This is a genomic window from Stenotrophomonas sp. (assembly GCF_032061965.1).
GTDB lineage: Bacteria > Pseudomonadota > Gammaproteobacteria > Xanthomonadales > Xanthomonadaceae > Stenotrophomonas.
In genome coordinates, this window is record NZ_DAMBEF010000013.1 from 1 (window position 1) to 16662 (window position 16662).

A 16662-nucleotide genomic window follows, 5' to 3' on the forward strand; every position below is an offset into this window, starting at 1 on the left:
GGTGTCTCCTTTGGGAAAACTAACACCTGAGCAGGTTTTCAGTGGGTCATTACACCCACGGATCGAGTCCAAGAAATCCCGGCGGGCTTGCGGGTCAGTACAGAGGGCCGCTGGCATTTGCCTTGTGCGCGGGAGGAAAGGCGTCTGGCTCAGCCTGGCACTTTTGGCCGATTGCTAGATCGGCACTTCTCTGAAACAGGCAGAAGACGCCGCCGCCCCTAAAACGCCCCCCCCCGAACAACGCTCTACGGCGCTTCGGGGGGCCTGCCCGAACCCCGTTTCCTTCTGCGCTGGAACAATCGGTCCATCTTTACCAGTTTCGATGAGGCCCGCCTGGTGCGCTGCTTGGACTGAAGCATGGGTTAATCATCCCACACAACCCACAAGAGAACGGAATTTGGAAACGAGGGATCCGGACGCTGAACGACGACACCAGCGTGTCCATCGGCACCAACTCAATCGCCAGCGGCATTCCTTGCGTGTAAAGGCAGTTGCCCCCCTTTTATACCCTTTAGAGCCGGCACCAGGCACTGAATATAATGTCCAGGGTGCAGACCATGCCGCCACATGAACCCCTTGATTCGAGCGGAATCGACGCTTCAGGATATGACTGCTTTCCAAACTTCATGCAGGCGATCCAACTTTTGCACCTTCACCAGCACAGAAGCGACAAGCCAATCAGTAGCTATCCTATTCCCCCACGCGACCGTGACTGGGGCGGCCACCCAACAATTGCGTCAAAGGCTCCTTGGCAACATTCATCATGTCATAGGAAATGAAAGCAAGAAACAAATGGAACCCGACAGTCAAAGGCAACACCGCCAGCATGACTTCACCTGAAGTTGCGACCACACCCGTAGTCACCGACATCCACCATTTGAACGCCCCAAATCCTACGCCAAAGCAGAACAGCGGAACCGCTACCAAAAGTGCAATGGAAGCCACGCTGAAATCGCGCAGATAGTAATTGTAAAAAATTCTTTTCAGAAAATTCCTTAGATGGGCCACTGAAAACTCAGGAATCACCTTTGAAATTTTTAGATTACTTACCTCGTCCGCGTAATGCGCAACCATCGGCACATCCCTGACAACAGCACCGATAGAGTTTAATCGAAAAAGAATATCTGTTTCGAAAAAATATCTATCACTAACCTTGTCCAAGGCCAACAACGGCACAACCCGGCACGACAATGCGGTATAGCCATTGGTGGGATCAAACAAGCTCCAATATCCAGTCGACAATTTTGACAAAAAGGACAGAACTGCGTTGCCAAAGAGCCTTACAAAAGGCATCTTTTTCATGACTGAAACATCGAAAAAGCGATTTCCTTTTGTATAATCGGCGCGCCCAGAAAGAATTGGCGCGACAAACAACGGAATAAGTGCCGGATCCATTTGGCCATCGCCATCGACTTTAACAGCAACATCTGCTCCATCAGCAACCGCGGCGCGATAACCATGCTTTACCGCCCCCCCCACTCCCAAGTTGACCTTATTGAACAACACTCTGACTCGCGGATCGTCACACCGGTTTATAACCAGCGCGCCACTGCCATCAGGACAGGCATCATCCACCACATAAATTCGGGACACACTCAGCGGCATTGCCCCAATAACGTCAAGTATGTGCCGAGTTACCTTGTACGCAGGAATAACTACAGCAATCTCCCCAGCAGCGACAGTAGGATTCACTTGTCATCCTCCGCATCGGTTACCAAAAATACCTCTGCATGCATCTCGCGCTTCATCCAGGGTTGATTACCAACTGGCACGACTGAAGATCTAAATGCAGCGCTGCCCGCCTCCTCTTCTGCAACGATAGCCCTCTCTCGGGGCAACCACCAAATATCGCTGCCACCAGTCTCATCCACATAATAGTAACCTACCAGCGCCAGCTTCCAATTTCGCGACTCGACATTAGCGGCAATCTCCGAAGCCAACGCTGTATCCCTTGCCTTAAGACCTGCGAGAGTCGCTCCGAAAAGAGCAAAAGGTGGCTTCGGAAGAGCGTCGACTCCGGACCTGGAAACCAAGGGAAACTCGTCCTGAAGCACGTGGCGGTAGCACCGATCCACCTCGGAGTTGACTGCGCCCCCCCCCAGCACCACGCCATCAACACCAAGCCGGCGCACATCAGAAATACCAACAAGCAGCGCATCCTTTGCCCTGGCCCAATACTGGATGGCTCGCCCCGGGTAACTAAAATAAATGCCCGACCCCATCACCACAAGAATCAGCGCAATCAGAAAATACCTGGATCGGCCGGATATATCGTCAAAAAGCTCGCGCAACAGCAACCCTACCAGCAACGCTGCAAAGGGCGCACATGGCGCAAAATAGCGCGCCTGAATAACCGGCGGCATATACTGATCAAAGCGCGATGTACCTACTGTGAAATACACTAGCGGCCAAGCATAGAATGTAACCGCAACCAACCACACATAAGAGCTCGTCTTAAATTGCCGACGAAGAACCAACGAACACAAATAGTAGGCCACCGAACCCAGCGCAACAGCAAATAGCCCAAGCGTCCAGTAGTCAAACGTACCGGCGAGGAACCTGAAGCGACTCCAGGGATACAACCCTTGGGTTTCTATAAATCGCGCGAAACCATGATCAGCCGCGCGATTCATCAGACTTGAATGCCAACTACCCGCGAATACCTTGTACAACACCGATTCGATCAAAAAGAACGAAACACTGCCACACAGCATTATCAGGCAATCGATGAACCCAGCCCTCAAATTGCGCCTGGATATCCGGCAACACAGAACCAGCACGAAAGGCAACACCGCTATTACAGCGTTACTCTCCTTTAATGAAACACCGGTCGCCGCCAGTGCACCCGTCAAGACCAATACAGCTGATCTGGCCGGAATCGAGAATTCACGACGGAGCAACAGCTCCAGCGTGAAAACAGCAGAAAGCATAACTACAAATGCACTAATGATATCTGGCAGGATAGATCCCGCGTTGACGTACAGAAGCGGCGTCAAAGCTATCAATAGCCCAACGATCCCGGCCCAGAACCCCATGTACTTGCGAAAGCCCCAGCACACGAGAGCAGGCAACAGCACATAGAACAGTCCATAGACGGCTATGGCCGCACCCAGCTGTTGCCCACTCGCATAATAGAAGAACGCAGAGGGAAGGAGAAAGATCAATCGACGTTCAGCGATCGATCCGAGATCGATATGCTGCCCGTCAACTATTTTTTTTACACCAACCAGATATCTGGTGTCGTCACTGCAAAACAGCCCCGTGTAGAAAACGTAGAAAAGCGCCGCCGCAATAACCACGCCCAGCCAGCCAATCAGAGGCCCCGATAACGCTCGATTGCGCTGGTAATCTACACGATGATCAATCATATCAACCCCTTCCTTGGTCTCAAAATTTATGGGCGCCAGACGAAATAGACAGTACCCTTGGCATCGGCATCAAAAAGATTCATCGCATCAGTCCGGGGAGTCGTAGTCGCGGTAATTCGATGTCCGTCCTTACCGTAATCTCCGACAATAGCGCCGTTCTCCTGGGAAAGAGTCTTGTATCGACGATATCCGATCTTCGTCATTCCGGCTTCGATGGCCTTATCAGTAAGCGCGACATCTCCACCCTTGAACTCAATAACAAGCTTCTTATACGCCACCCCATCAACAGTGTCGTCGGCTTTGGAGCGGACCCGATAGGCAAAATCAGGTACAAAGCCCTTTGGGAAATCACTTGCAACCGCTGCCGATACGTCAGTTGCCTCTACCGCCGCCTTACCTGCGGCACCAGTATTTTCGGCCGTGACAGGTGCCTTTCCGCAACCCGCGATTGTAGCTACTGCCAAAACAAGTACCGAGTAACGAGAAAATTTCAACATAATCAGTCTCCAACACAATTAAATAGATAGGCTTTAGCGACATCGCCATCCAGCAGCTCAGACACAGCCGTATGGCGTCTCCACTACAGTTTACGCTCGAGAACTCTACTACATGATCATCCGGGTCCTGTCAGAACTCGCCAAGTGCGTAGCGACTGCCATTCCAGTCACATTGATGGTTTCAAAGTGATGAAATGATCTTGGCATGCTCTTCCGTCAAACGAGTCCAAGCCCGCTCTTCGCCGCGTTCAACTCTACTCTTCGACAGCTCTACATCGGTCTCAAGCAACGCCCCCCTGATAGCACTTACCCACTCAGCCTGCCCATTCGCCACCCGCAACAGCGAGGTACGTTCCTTAATGGCGTCCATGGGCGTACTAACGACTGGCAATCCAGTGGAAAAGTATTCCCAAAGCTTCAGCGGATTGACCGCATGCATGGCATCGTTTACCACAAAAGGAATCAGAAGAACGTCATAACTGCTGATGGCAGCAGCGCCACGCAAACGTCCAACCCTTCCACTAAACAGCACGTTTGGCATTGCCCTGAGACGCTCATAAAGACCACGCCGGTGGTCACCAGGAGACAGTTCGACTTGCCCGTGAAATACAAAATCCACCTCAGGAAGGGCTTCACAAACCGCGACCATCAACTCCCAGTCAAAGAACACGGAAAGATTGCCAAGATACCCCGCAACCGGCCGACCATCTCGAACGGTTGATTCAACATGATATCTTTTAAAAACGTCGACAGCCACACCGTTATCTACTAGAGAACAGGCCTTGGCGATACCACCCTTTCGCTCCAACAATGGCTGAGACGTGAAGAATACATACGCGGCGCGTTCCAACGCAGTATGCTCCATCTCGGCCACCGAACTGGAAAACTCACCAGAACCGAAGTCGATGGTGTAATCATCGTAAACTTCATAGACAAACTTAGAAGTCCGGAACAATCGCAGCGCCTGATCAGGCTTATAAACCCAATGAAGTACCGATGCCGAAGCATCATATCTTGCTTTGATCAAGCCATCCAGAACTTCCAACTGATCCGAGCGCCCTTGGTAGCTTGCCGACTGCACTCCCGAAGGGATTCCACCGGTGAAAAGCCTTGTCCGCCAGATATTGCCCGCCTCCAACGGCAACTCGCCGGAAACAATTCTGGATAGCTCCTCAGGCGTGGCCCACCCAAGGCTAGCAACAGTTGAATAGTGATTACCTGGCTCAACTATCAGAAAATCGTGCGTTTCCGACATGTGGCCAGCCAGCGCCTCCAGCATCTCGCGCCGATGGAACGAGAGCCAATTGTCTATCGCCCAAACAACGACAACGCTTTTGCCTCGACGATCCTGCTCGGCATTGGACGCCCCGGCAGCTTCACTTTGCAGAAGGCTATTCCATTCTGATGAGATAACCTCATTACCATACCGCGCTTCAACAAATTTTCCAGCATGCGCTCGCAACCGCGGCCCCGCGGCGCTTCGGTTATAGAATTTTATTAAGTCAGCCGCCTGGCGGGGAGAGTCGACGCGAGGAAACTCTGGATATACCTCTACACTTCCCGGCCAGGACCAAACGATGGGCAAAGCACCAGATGAGGCCCCTTCGGCCACCGCCATATGGAAGCTTTCATGATCAGAAGGCGACAAAATCGTGCCAACCATCTTCAACCATGAAGGAACATCAGCGCCTGGTGGATCAAAAATAACTTTGTAGCGCAGCGAACCACTGTTAATCCTATTGAAAACAGATTCATAGTACTCGCGTTCAGCGGCGCGAGCCCAAAGCCATGAAATCGATGCTGGATTATGCCCCTTGATACGTAACGTATAACGCTCATCCTCCTGAAGCAGTATCTCCAGCGTATCCAGCGCAATATCCAATCGCTTTGACTGAGGGGAAATCCCAATCATACCCAAAACGAACTCGGCTCCTCCGAATTTTCCAAGCCGATAACGCGCGCCATCAATCATATTTCCAATTACGATGCACTTTTCGCGAGGCACGGAGAACCTCGCAACACACTCCTCGAGAATATGCTTTCCGACAAAGACAATCGCATCCACCCCCGAATAGTCGATCCGTTCCGGGTAAGTGGTCCTACGTTCTTGTGCATGCAAGCGGATGTATAGCTTCTGTGAAGGGAGCTTATTGACCGAATAATAAACAGCATTTCCAAGCGCCCATTCTGCGATCAGCACGTCCGCCCATTCAATGAGAGCTTCCGAGTTTTTTACGTCATGAGTATCATGGCCACTCCACAAATCCTCACGAAACTCAAAATTCCCGGTGGCCTCCAGGACCGCCTGCAACGGATACCAAAACTTGAGGTCGTGCCCACTGACGCCGACTCGAATCTTCCGGATTGACATGAGAGTCTCTTCTTAAATCTCGATCTTTTGCACTGTTTCCGCGTATGTTGCCGCATCCACAATATCACCAACCCGCTTAAAGTTTGCCGAGTCAGCCGCGAATCTAGTCTTACCTGCTGCATCTACAGGTCTACGTGGTTCAAAAGCCCGCTTTCTATCTCTGCTCGAAAGCGACGCCATGTTCAACATCAACGAAGCCGAATCGAGTTCTACGTCAAACTGATAACACTGGTCGCCAACGCTTGGCTTACCCACGATAGCCGCACCGCTGTACCTGAGGGCATTCACAAGATCCTGAAGGTAGAATTTTCCGTACACAGCATTGGTTGCCATCACCGCCAACACAGTACCGGCTGAATTCACCTCCAAGTCCCCAATAATATCCTCAATGGCGCGTTCACTGCGAACCATCTGGATATTTGCACCTGTTTCGGCAGCAGCGTGCCCCAACTCCAAGTCCGTCCTGCAGATCAGCATAAGCCGCTTACTCGCATCACCAACTAGAACCTGCCGACTGAATGCGTCCAGCACCTGGCTTGCACCGATCGATGACGCAACCTCGGCGACCACCAAAATCTCCCCGAACTTGTCCTCACCGAACTTCCCGAGGCCAATCGACCTGCGGATCTGCTGGAACCTATGCCGATAGGTATGCTTGGCAAACACCTCACGGATCCCCTGGAGGCTTCTCCTGGTCCATTCACGATCATCTGTCATGAGTACCGCCAGCGCCTCCTTCGCTTCTTCTGCGCTACGCACATGCCACACCAGATCGCTACCAAACGTCTCCTCAGTACCCTGAGACCATGTGCTCACCACCGGGGTTCCGCAGGCCAAAAGTTCAAAGACTCGCCTTGAAAACATCGTCGGCGAATCGATAACGGAATTTACATTCAGAAAAACCCTGTATTTTCTATAGGCATCATTAACGCCGGAATAAGGCAAGCTGCCTCGAATGTTTCCGGAAAAACGCTCGGGGAACGAAAAATCGGAATGCAATGCACCCGGCTTGTGATTTCGATCAAAAATATCGAAATCGTGCGCAAGCGCTGCATCCAAAAGCATCAATTGATCATCCCTACGCTCAGGAAAACGATTTGCATAGAAACTACCAGCAAAGCAGATTCTTGAATTACGCTCACCACTACCTATCGGATTATGCAACGTTTCTTCAGCCGCAAACTGCAAAACATCCACACTGGCAGTAGTTCGATCAACATAGCGAGGGATCGCCTCCTGAGCAGTCGTAAAGATATGATCAAAATGAATCGCCTTAGCGACGAAATCATTGAAATGAACTGGATCTTCTTTGTTCCAGAAAACAGTCGGAATGCCGCGCTTCCTGAACTCTCCCACCATATCAAGAATTTCGTTACCCGGCGGATTGGCGTAATTTCCAACCCTATACTGCCAGGACCCTGAATTTCCCTTCCACGAAGACTCAATAAACAGAAAATCCGGATTGTATTTGTCCAGCAAACCTTCCCAATTGTCCGGGCGCGGCTCAATCAAATTTGCGTGCGGAGCGAAACATGCCCTTGAGAACTCATCCATGACACTCATGACAGCGGGCTTGTTGGAATCCAACTTCTGTGTCCATCCATCCACCGAGAGCTGCTTGCGTGCAACCTCCCCCCCGACATTGACTGTTCGTCCTGGAGCAATGGGACTCGCGCTTCTCCCGGATACTGGTGGCACGCTGACCGCCACACGCGCAGGCAGGGACATCTTAGGAATGGAATCACCACGCCTACGATATGCCGTGAACGCGCGCGCCATCGCGCCGGGGAAAGCCAAGATGCCGCGCGGGGTGCGCAATTGCAGGATAGCCTGGCCTATCGCAAGTGCCAAAGAATGATTGAAACGGAAGTTCTCTTCATGCAACTCTCGCATCCGCTCCTTCAACAGTTCTCCATAAGCTCGCTCAGCCTCCAGGTGCAGGAAATGACCAGTCCTTTTCTGTTGAGAAACAGCCAGCTCGGATCGTAAGGACACCAGCCGTGCTTCCAGTGAAGTCTTCTGATCATCCAGCTCTGCAGTGTGGCGCTTCCCTCTCTCCGTCACGGAGTTCAGCTCCCGCCGCAGCTGTTCCAGCTCCGCAGCCTGGCGCCCCCCTCGCTCCGTCACGGAGTTCAGCTCCCGCCGCAGCTGTTCCAGCTCCGCAGCCTGGCGCCCCTCTCGCTCCGTCACGGAGTTCAGCTCCCGCCGCAGATGGTCCAGTTCCGCGGTCGCTTGCGTGAGCTTCAGTCCGATATCTTCGCCGGCTGCCCTGGATCGCTCCAATTCAATACCTGCAAACCTCACCTCGCTCCTAGCAGCATCGAGGTTACGAGCCACCAAATCTGTTTCTGCCTTGCTTCCATCAAGCTCAACCTCCGCAATTCGACGCTTGATCGTCACGTCGGCAAGCTCCTCGCTGGCCTGAGCCAATTCGGCCAAGGCGCTGTCACGCTCCACTGCAACCCTCTCAAGTTCTCGTGCAACACGATTAAGTTCTTCGACCGTATTATCAAACTTAAGTTGATCGCGCTGTGAACTTAACTCGCTACGCGCCTTCTCACTTAGCAATTCTTCAATTTTGCTTTGAGTGATTTTAACTGAGCTCTGCAGGTCACCTTTCTGCTTATGCAACTGCTTGAGATCTTCCGCCAAGACATAGTATTTACGATGAACATCGAGCGCACCGACCCTCGTGGCATCCAGTAGCAGATCCCAATCCGGGACCGAAGAGGCCATGTCACGATCAGCAACCAAGCGGATATAGCCATCACTCGCAATCAGCTCTCGGACAGTAAAATCTTTCGGCAACCCTAGGACCAAATCGCCTGGATAGATTGTCGATTTATGATCCGGCCAAGGGTTCAAACCAAATGGCACAGTCACGATCAACCTGCCACCGGGCGCAAGAAATGCTGCCGCTCTGCCAATAAAGCGACTCGGGCTGGTCTGATGCTCGATAACTTCCCCCATAAGGACTGTATCGAACAATGCAGGAGCAAGGCCCGCCAAGTCCATGCAGTGAAACTCAATTCTCTCCTGTACAGACGGGATCTCTTTCGCCCGTTCTGAAATTGCATAGTCGATCGTCGGTTGATCGATATCGATCCCGGTTACGCGCAACCCTTCACGTGCCAAAAGAATCGCAGTGATTCCCTGACTGCAGCCGACATCCAGCACGGTTTCACCCGTAACCTGCGAGCACATCCAGTTGATGCGATCGCGAGTTCGGGCACCAAAAGCTGCACCCATTCCATCGTAGTACGCTTCGTTGATGTGGTCAGCCCATGGGTTGACAGCGTCTGAACTTTCACCGTGCTCGTTGTGCATTATCGCTCCTCAGCTCCACAGCCCGCAGGCATCAATGACGGTAGCCTCGACCGGATAGGCAATATCCCGAAAAGCAGAGTGAGACACCAATGCGACCACGATATCCGCTTCCTTCAGCCCCACTTCAACATCTGCAATCTTCAAGCTGTCAACATCTTCCCCCGACGCACTGAGAGCGTGCGAGTAAGGATCAACGCAGACAACGGCGCCGGGATAGGCCGCAGAAAGAGACTGTGCAATCGCCAGCGCAGGGCTTTCACGGAAATCGTCGACATCCGGCTTGTAAGAAAGCCCCAGGCACACAATCCGCGGATGCTCTTCCGGGAATTTTCGAACCGCCTCAGCGACCAGATCAAGCACGTACTTCGGCTTGCTGTCATTTACCTGGCGAGCGGTCCTGATGATTCTCGCACGCTCCGGATCGCTTGACACGATGAACCAGGGATCAACGGCAATGCAATGCCCCCCGACACCTGGGCCCGGCCTCAATATGTTTACCCGCGGATGGCGATTGGCGAGCTCGATCAGCCGCCAGACGTCGATGTCCAGATTACCGCAGATCATCGACAACTCGTTTGCAAAAGCGATATTTACGTCGCGGTACGAGTTCTCAGCCAGCTTACAAAGCTCGGCCGTGCGATCATTGCTAGGAACGCATTGTCCCTTTACGAACGTGCGATACAGCGCCGCCGCCCTATCCGTACAACGCTCCGACATTCCACCGATGATGCGATCGTTCTCGACCAGCTCCCGCAGCATCTGACCGGGGATTATGCGTTCGGGGCAATATGCAAGGTGAACATCGGGATTGGATTCGCCGTCAAGTGGAAAACGAAGGTCTGGACGTAGCTCAGCCAACAATTGTGCAAGCTGCCGGGTGGTACCCACCGGCGATGTGGATTCAAGCACTACCAAATTGCCTTTACGCAGGACTGACGCAATCGAGCGGCCAGCAGCCATCACATAACCGACATCTGGCTGATGCGTCTCGTGGTCGACCGGCGTTGGGACAGCAATGATGAAATCGTCTGCAGCAACAGGACTGAGCACTGCACGAAGTTTGCCGCTGGCGACGCCTTGCGAAACCATTTCAGGAAGCCCCTGCTCTTCAATATGAGCCGTTCCCTGATTAATCGCGCTCACAGCACGCTCGGAGATATCCACACCCACCACAGCGCGGCCGTGCGCAGCGAACGTGGCAGCAGTAGGCAAGCCAATGTAACCCAGGCCGATAACGGAAACAGTCCGGTCATTCATCTCAACTTCCACACCTGCGATTGGTTCAATATTGCCGTTCATAAAACTCCTTCTTATAGGTATGGCTCGCCTGAAAACCTCAAGGCGTACCTGAAAATCAATTGCCAGTGTTCAGGGATCTGCATTGGCGCTTGAGGACAGTTTCCACCTCGCACAGCCACTGAGCCGCTAAACTGGGCCAGGAATATTGCAGTACCTCGTCAAGTTGCGGCGCGCGCAACAGCAAGGTTCCTTGCGCCTTGATAGCTATAGCCTCAGCGAGAACGGAATTTATCTGCTCCGGGGTAGAAGCGATATCCCACCCTGCCCGCGTCGCGGACACCAACTGGCCTGTGGCATCTCGGTGCTCGCCACGCAAGTGCATAACAGGCTTTCCCGCACCCAAATACTCGTAGATCTTTCCCGGAACCTGCACAGGATCCGCATTAGCCAGGTTTACAAGGACATCGCACTGACGTTGCGCAGCAAGCGCTACGGTATGCGGTAGAAAGCCGAGTAGTCGGATGCGCCCCTGCGACCTTTCGACGTAGTCGGCTAAATACTCAGGTGCGCGAATGGTTGCAATTGAAAGACGAACGCCTGGAACGGACAAAACAGAATCCAGCAGCGTCTTCGCACTTCTAAAACTGTAAAAGCTGCCGGTATAAAGAAGCTCAAGCATTCCGGAATCAAACAAGATCCCTTGGCCATCGACGAGTTGGAACTCAGGATCAAAGCCCTGTCGAATGACAACAACTTTCCTATCTGGCAACGAATGCCGCTGCTGCAACAATACCGCCGCCGCATCGGTAGTCACGCTCACCAGCATGGCCGCGCGGCATGCTTCACTTTCCAGAGCCAAAGCTGCCTTTCGCCACTTTTCCGGGGTGTAAGGCGCCAATACGGGATCACCCAGGTCAACAACCAAAGGCAATCCTTGCTCGGCCGCAGCAAGCCCTACAGGCAAAGCACATGCAGGCTCGTGCGAAACCACCACAACATCTGGCTGGGCACTGGCAATTGACGCTTTCAACGCCATCACCGCGAACTCAACCCACTCGGCCCGATAGTCTGGAAATATGCGATCAGAAACTACCGTCTTGATCTTCTCGGCCAACCGCCCTTTCCAGTTCAGCCCGCTGCCATCATCAAAGGATGATTCGACAGACTTTCTCAATCGGCCCTTCCAATTCAAGACTTCACCAGTCGAATCAGCAGCCGTAGCCGATCTACCGACGGAGGCCGAAGAATGCCCGCCATTCTTCGAGCCGCGCCCGAGCAAAAGCCGAGTCAAACGGCCCGGAAATACCCGGCGAACCAACACCTCGGAAGGAAGCTCAGGCAGACCGCCCGCGCCATAGCCAGGGACGTCCGGAGCAATCACCTCAACGATATGGCCTGCATTTACCAGCGCCTTGACCAAATAGGCCCAGCGCAACGCCTGCGGCGAGGGAATAGGAGGAAAATCATAGGCAATCAGCAAGAAACGCATCTTTTTCAACCCTGCTGAGGATGTTTAGAGGGAGAAGCAAGAACCTCCTTGAACTTCGCCAGTACATCGACCACGCCTCCTGCCGCAACAATCGACCCACCTTCCAACAGAATCGCCTTGTTGCAGACGTTCTCCATCAAGGTGAAGTTATGGCTTGCGAGCACAACAATCTGGGCGCTCTCCACCCGAGACTGAATTCGCTGCTGCGCTTTCTGTACAAAACCAGCATCGCCGGTACCAATCCACTCATCCATGATCAGAATTTCGTGTTGCACAGCGGTCGCCAATGCAAATCCAAGCCGCATGCGTTGCCCTGATGACAGGGTTCGTAGGCGGTCACCTGATTTTCCCTTCAACTCGGAAAAATCCAGCACTTCATCAACAATTGCGTGAGCCTGCCTGGCTTTCAACCCCATTGCTATGCCGCGCAATAGGATATTTTCGACAAGGGTTGCCTCCGGATTAAAACCAAGAGCCAGATTCAGTAGCGCCTGCCGTGCACCGGAGACTTCCAAAGTGCCCCGCGTAGGCGGGTAGGCCCCCACCAAGACCTTCAGCAGGGTTGACTTACCCGCACCATTACGTCCCATCACTGCCAGACGATCGCCCGGACCCAAGTCGAAATCAATGCCTTCGAGCGTGGTCCGCATCATGCGCTTGGGTGGCTGGAACGCAGCCTGCAGCAACACGCTGACACTGGCTTTGATTGTGCGCTGCTCCTGGGTATAGGTCGGCAGATCCAAGCCTATTTTATTTGCCCTTAGATAGATTTGCTGAGTCATACCCACACCGGAACGTAGCGCGCATAACGCCGATAAATGAAAGAGGCCACCAGCCAGCCAGCCAGCAACATCACCACCATGTAGATGTAAGTGAGGTGCTCCAGCGGCTCACCAAGCATTGGGGCGCGCACACTTTCGATCATGTGGTAAAGGGGATTGGCCCGCGCGATCATGCCGCGCACGGTATTAACGGGCGCCTGATCCGCGTACCAGATAATTGGTGTAAAAAGAAAACTGAACATCAGGATGCTGCCAATCAGCTCATGAACATCCTGCAGGCGTGCACCCAGCACAGCAACAATCGCCCCCATCCAGCCTATATTGAGTATCACTAGGACGAACGCTGGCAAGGAAACCAAAAGCCCCGATGGCTGGAAATTCGGGCTCATGGCCAAGGCAATAGCCACGGCCGGCAACGCCATGACAAAGTAAAACATCGCCTTGGCAACAACGCGCAGAATGTAATCAGTCAGCCGTACCCGGCCGTCCATGATAAAACTGGCATGTCCCTGGAATGCAGTGGTGCATTCACTCAGACTGATGGTGATCAGGCGAAACAGCACATAACCAATGCCGAGGTGGGGTATGAATCCTGCTGCGGAATGCCCCTGCAGATAGCCGAAAAAACCACCAATACCGAACATATAGATCAATGCTGGGCACAAGGCCCAGAACAACCCCAGCCGTGAGCGACGGTACTTCGTGGCCAATTCAAGCCAAGTGGAATAGATCCAAAACCCCGGATTACGGAAGCTGTCGATGTAATCCCCGATAAGCGAACGACTCATCCGGCCAGCGCCTGCTCAAGATCTGCACGCAGATCCACCACGTCCTCAACCCCAACGCTCAAGCGCACCAGCGCATCACTGATACCGAGTTGGTTGCGGCGTTCGACCGGAATCGAGGCATGGGTCATCACCGCCGGGTGGTTGACCAGGCTTTCCACACCGCCCAGGGATTCGGCCAGGGTGAACAGCTCGGTGCGTTCGCAGAAACGCTTGGCCGCTTCGAAACCACCCTTGAGCACGATCGAGACGATGCCGCCAAAGCCGGACATCTGCTTGCCCGCCAGCACGTACTGCGGGTGCGAGGTCAGGCCCGGGTAAATGACCTTCTCCACCGCCGGGTGGGTTTCCAGCCACTGCGCCAGTTCAAGTGCGTTGGCGCAATGCGCTTTCATGCGCAGCGGCAAGGTCTTCAAGCCGCGCAGGGCGAGGAAACTGTCGAACGGCCCCTGCACGCCACCGATGGAGTTCTGCAGGAACGCCATCTGCTCGGCCAATTCGGCGTTGTCGCCTACCACCACCATGCCGCCGACCATGTCGGAGTGGCCATTGAGGTATTTGGTTGCCGAATGCAGCACCAGGTCTGCCCCCAGTTCCAGCGGCCGCTGCAGCATGGGCGAGGCAAAGGTGTTGTCCACCACCACGATCAGGCCGTGACGCTTGGCGATGGCAGCCACCGCAGCGATATCCACGATCTTCAGCATCGGGTTGGTCGGGGTTTCAATCCACACCAGCTTGGTCTTGGCGGTGATCGCGGCCTCGAAGGCAGCCAGATCGGTCAGGTCGACAAAGCTGAAGTCCAGACCGGCCGTACGCCTGCGTACGCGCTCGAACAGGCGGAAACTGCCGCCGTAGATGTCGTCCATCGCCACCACGTGGCTACCGGCATCGAGCAATTCGATGACCGTGGAACTGGCCGCCATGCCGGAAGCAAAGGCGAAGCCGCGGCTGCCGCCTTCGAGCGCGGCAACACAGCGCTCATAGGCAAACCGCGTGGGATTGTGCGTACGCGAGTACTCAAAACCCTGATGCTCGCCCGGGCTGGACTGTGCATAGGTCGATGTCGCGTAAATCGGCGGCATTACTGCGCCGGTGCTGGGATCGGGCGACTGCCCGCCGTGGATGGCCAAAGTGGCAAGCGACAAGCTGCGCTCGCCCTCCTGGCTGCGAAAATGCTGATCCGTCATGGCTACTTCCAGCTAAAGAGCGAGATTCTATCAGTGTGGGCTGAACCCACTGTGGGGGGCGCCCCGACAGGGCGCCCACAAAATCACTGAGCCCTGCGACGCAGATAATTCAGCAGATCGATGCGGGTGATCAAACCGAGGAACGCGTCACCATCCGTGACGATGGCCACCTGGCCACGATCGAACACCGGCAGCAACGCCTCGATCGGGGATTTGACATCCAACCGGTCCAGCTTGCTGACCATGGCCACCGACACGGCATCACGGAAACGGGCTTCGTCACCGTAGACATGCAGCAGCACATCGCTTTCGTCGATGATGCCAACCAGCTGATTGCCCTCCATCACCGGCAGCTGCGAGACGTCATACAGCTTCATGCGCTGATAGGCGGTGGTCAGCAGGTCGGTCGGGGCGACCACGACGGTGTCGCGCTGGCTGTAAGGGCGCAGGATCAGGTCGCGCAGGTCACCGTATTGCGGGCGCTCCAGGAAGCCGTTGTCCAGCATCCAGTAGTCGTTGTACATCTTGGACAGGTACTTGTTGCCGGTATCGGGCACCAGCACCAGCACCTTCTTCGGCGTGGTCTGCTCGTGGCAGTACTTCAATGCGGCAGCCAACAGGGTGCCGGTGGACGAGCCACCCAGGATGCCTTCCTTGCCCAGCAACTCGCGGGCGGTGTGGAAGCTTTCGGCGTCGCTGATGGCATAGGCCTTCTTGACCCGGCTGAAATCGGAAATACCCGGCAGGAAGTCCTCGCCAATGCCTTCCACCAACCAGCTGCCGGACTTCTCGCTCAGCGTCCCTTCGTTGATGTACTGGGCCAGGATCGAGCCGACCGGGTCAGCCAGCACCACCTCGGTGTGCGGCGACAGCTTGGCCAGCGCGCGGCTCAGGCCGGTCATGGTGCCGGAACTGCCGCAGCCCACGACGATGGCATCCAGGCCCCCCACTTCGGCCATCTGCGCGACCAGCTCTGGGCCGGTGCCGAACTCATGGGCGGCCGGGTTGTCGGGGTTGCCGAACTGATTGATGAAGTAGGCGCCCGGGGTCTTGTCGGCCACGGTCTTGGCCAGGTCCTGGTAGTACTCCGGGTGGCCCTTGGCCACGTCCGAACGGGTGAGCACCACTTCGGCACCCATCGCCTTCAGATTGAAGATCTTCTCCCGGCTCATCTTGTCAGGCACCACGAGGATCAGCTTGTAGCCCTTCTGCTGGGCCACCAACGCCAGGCCCAGCCCGGTATTGCCGGCAGTACCTTCCACCAGGGTCGCCCCCGGCTTGAGGTCGCCGCGCTGCTCGGCCGCCTCGATCATCGACAGGCCGATGCGGTCCTTGATCGACCCGCCCGGGTTGGAGCTCTCCATTTTCAGGTACAGCTCGCAGACGCCGGCATCCAGGCGCTGGGCCTTGACGATGGGCGTGTTGCCGATGAGTTCGAGGACGGAGGAATGGATGGGCATCGGAAAAATTCGAAATCGCGCCGCACTGCGGCCGGACTGGCGATTATCCGACGGATGCCCCTGAATGTCAGGCCAAAGTCGATTCTTACGATTCAGCCAAAGTGGCGCGGGCGGTGGCGACCGACGAGGAGGCTGCCACCGCCCGCGACATGAAACA

General features: G+C 54.7%; 11 protein-coding genes. All 11 read right to left on the reverse strand.

Annotated elements, in window-relative coordinates; translation table 11 throughout:
- Positions 1-690: 690 nt before the first annotated feature.
- The 11 genes from RT460_RS08755 to RT460_RS08805 all read right to left on the reverse strand — a co-directional run bounded on the left by RT460_RS08755 (position 691) and on the right by RT460_RS08805 (position 16505).
- Positions 691-1692: a glycosyltransferase family 2 protein gene (locus RT460_RS08755; RefSeq protein ID WP_313318454.1), complete on the reverse strand. Its 1002-nt coding sequence runs from the start codon at positions 1690-1692 to the stop codon at positions 691-693.
- Positions 1689-3368: a hypothetical protein gene (locus RT460_RS08760; protein WP_313318455.1), complete on the reverse strand. Its 1680-nt coding sequence runs from the start codon at positions 3366-3368 to the stop codon at positions 1689-1691. Before RT460_RS08760 ends, RT460_RS08755 begins: the two co-directional genes overlap by 4 nt.
- Before the next feature lie 26 nt (positions 3369-3394).
- Positions 3395-3865: a hypothetical protein gene (locus RT460_RS08765; protein ID WP_313318457.1), complete on the reverse strand. Its 471-nt coding sequence runs from the start codon at positions 3863-3865 to the stop codon at positions 3395-3397.
- 181 nt (positions 3866-4046) lie between these two features.
- Positions 4047-6236, reverse strand: a complete 2190-nt coding sequence (locus RT460_RS08770; protein WP_313318459.1) for a glycosyltransferase — start codon at positions 6234-6236, stop codon at positions 4047-4049.
- A 12-nt stretch (positions 6237-6248) separates the two neighbouring features.
- On the reverse strand, positions 6249-9563 hold the full coding sequence (locus tag RT460_RS08775) for a glycosyltransferase (protein WP_313318460.1): 3315 nt from the start codon (positions 9561-9563) through the stop codon (positions 6249-6251).
- 9 nt (positions 9564-9572) lie between these two features.
- Positions 9573-10862 (reverse strand): UDP-N-acetyl-D-mannosamine dehydrogenase, encoded by a 1290-nt coding sequence (wecC, locus tag RT460_RS08780; RefSeq protein WP_313318461.1) that lies wholly within the window; start codon positions 10860-10862, stop codon positions 9573-9575.
- A 55-nt stretch (positions 10863-10917) separates the two neighbouring features.
- Positions 10918-12291, reverse strand: a complete 1374-nt coding sequence (locus tag RT460_RS08785) for a glycosyltransferase (RefSeq protein ID WP_313318462.1) — start codon at positions 12289-12291, stop codon at positions 10918-10920.
- Positions 12292-12296: 5 nt separating this feature from the next.
- Complete coding sequence (locus RT460_RS08790) at positions 12297-13073, reverse strand: ATP-binding cassette domain-containing protein (RefSeq protein WP_313318463.1); 777 nt, start codon at positions 13071-13073, stop codon at positions 12297-12299.
- Positions 13070-13861, reverse strand: a complete 792-nt coding sequence (locus RT460_RS08795) for an ABC transporter permease (protein ID WP_313318465.1) — start codon at positions 13859-13861, stop codon at positions 13070-13072. Before RT460_RS08795 ends, RT460_RS08790 begins: the two co-directional genes overlap by 4 nt.
- Entirely contained in the window at positions 13858-15045 is a 1188-nt protein-coding gene (locus RT460_RS08800) for a cystathionine gamma-synthase (protein ID WP_313318466.1), read from the reverse strand. The genes RT460_RS08795 and RT460_RS08800 overlap by 4 nt, the downstream gene beginning before the upstream one ends.
- Before the next feature lie 83 nt (positions 15046-15128).
- Positions 15129-16505 carry a pyridoxal-phosphate dependent enzyme gene (locus RT460_RS08805; RefSeq protein ID WP_313318467.1) on the reverse strand — a complete coding sequence of 459 codons (1377 nt, stop codon included), beginning with the start codon at positions 16503-16505 and terminating at the stop codon, positions 15129-15131.
- Between the last annotated feature and the right edge of the window lie 157 nt (positions 16506-16662).

Coding starts and splice junctions, on each gene's coding strand:
- RT460_RS08760 (WP_313318455.1), bottom strand. CDS start 3,368: ATGATTGATCATCGTGTAGATTACCAGCGCAATCGAGCGTTATCGGGG.
- RT460_RS08765 (WP_313318457.1), bottom strand. CDS start 3,865: ATGTTGAAATTTTCTCGTTACTCGGTACTTGTTTTGGCAGTAGCTACA.
- RT460_RS08770 (WP_313318459.1), bottom strand. CDS start 6,236: ATGTCAATCCGGAAGATTCGAGTCGGCGTCAGTGGGCACGACCTCAAG.
- RT460_RS08775 (WP_313318460.1), bottom strand. CDS start 9,563: ATGCACAACGAGCACGGTGAAAGTTCAGACGCTGTCAACCCATGGGCT.
- wecC (WP_313318461.1), bottom strand. CDS start 10,862: ATGAACGGCAATATTGAACCAATCGCAGGTGTGGAAGTTGAGATGAAT.
- RT460_RS08785 (WP_313318462.1), bottom strand. CDS start 12,291: ATGCGTTTCTTGCTGATTGCCTATGATTTTCCTCCTATTCCCTCGCCG.
- RT460_RS08790 (WP_313318463.1), bottom strand. CDS start 13,073: ATGACTCAGCAAATCTATCTAAGGGCAAATAAAATAGGCTTGGATCTG.
- RT460_RS08795 (WP_313318465.1), bottom strand. CDS start 13,861: ATGAGTCGTTCGCTTATCGGGGATTACATCGACAGCTTCCGTAATCCG.
- RT460_RS08800 (WP_313318466.1), bottom strand. CDS start 15,045: ATGACGGATCAGCATTTTCGCAGCCAGGAGGGCGAGCGCAGCTTGTCG.
- RT460_RS08805 (WP_313318467.1), bottom strand. CDS start 16,505: ATGCCCATCCATTCCTCCGTCCTCGAACTCATCGGCAACACGCCCATC.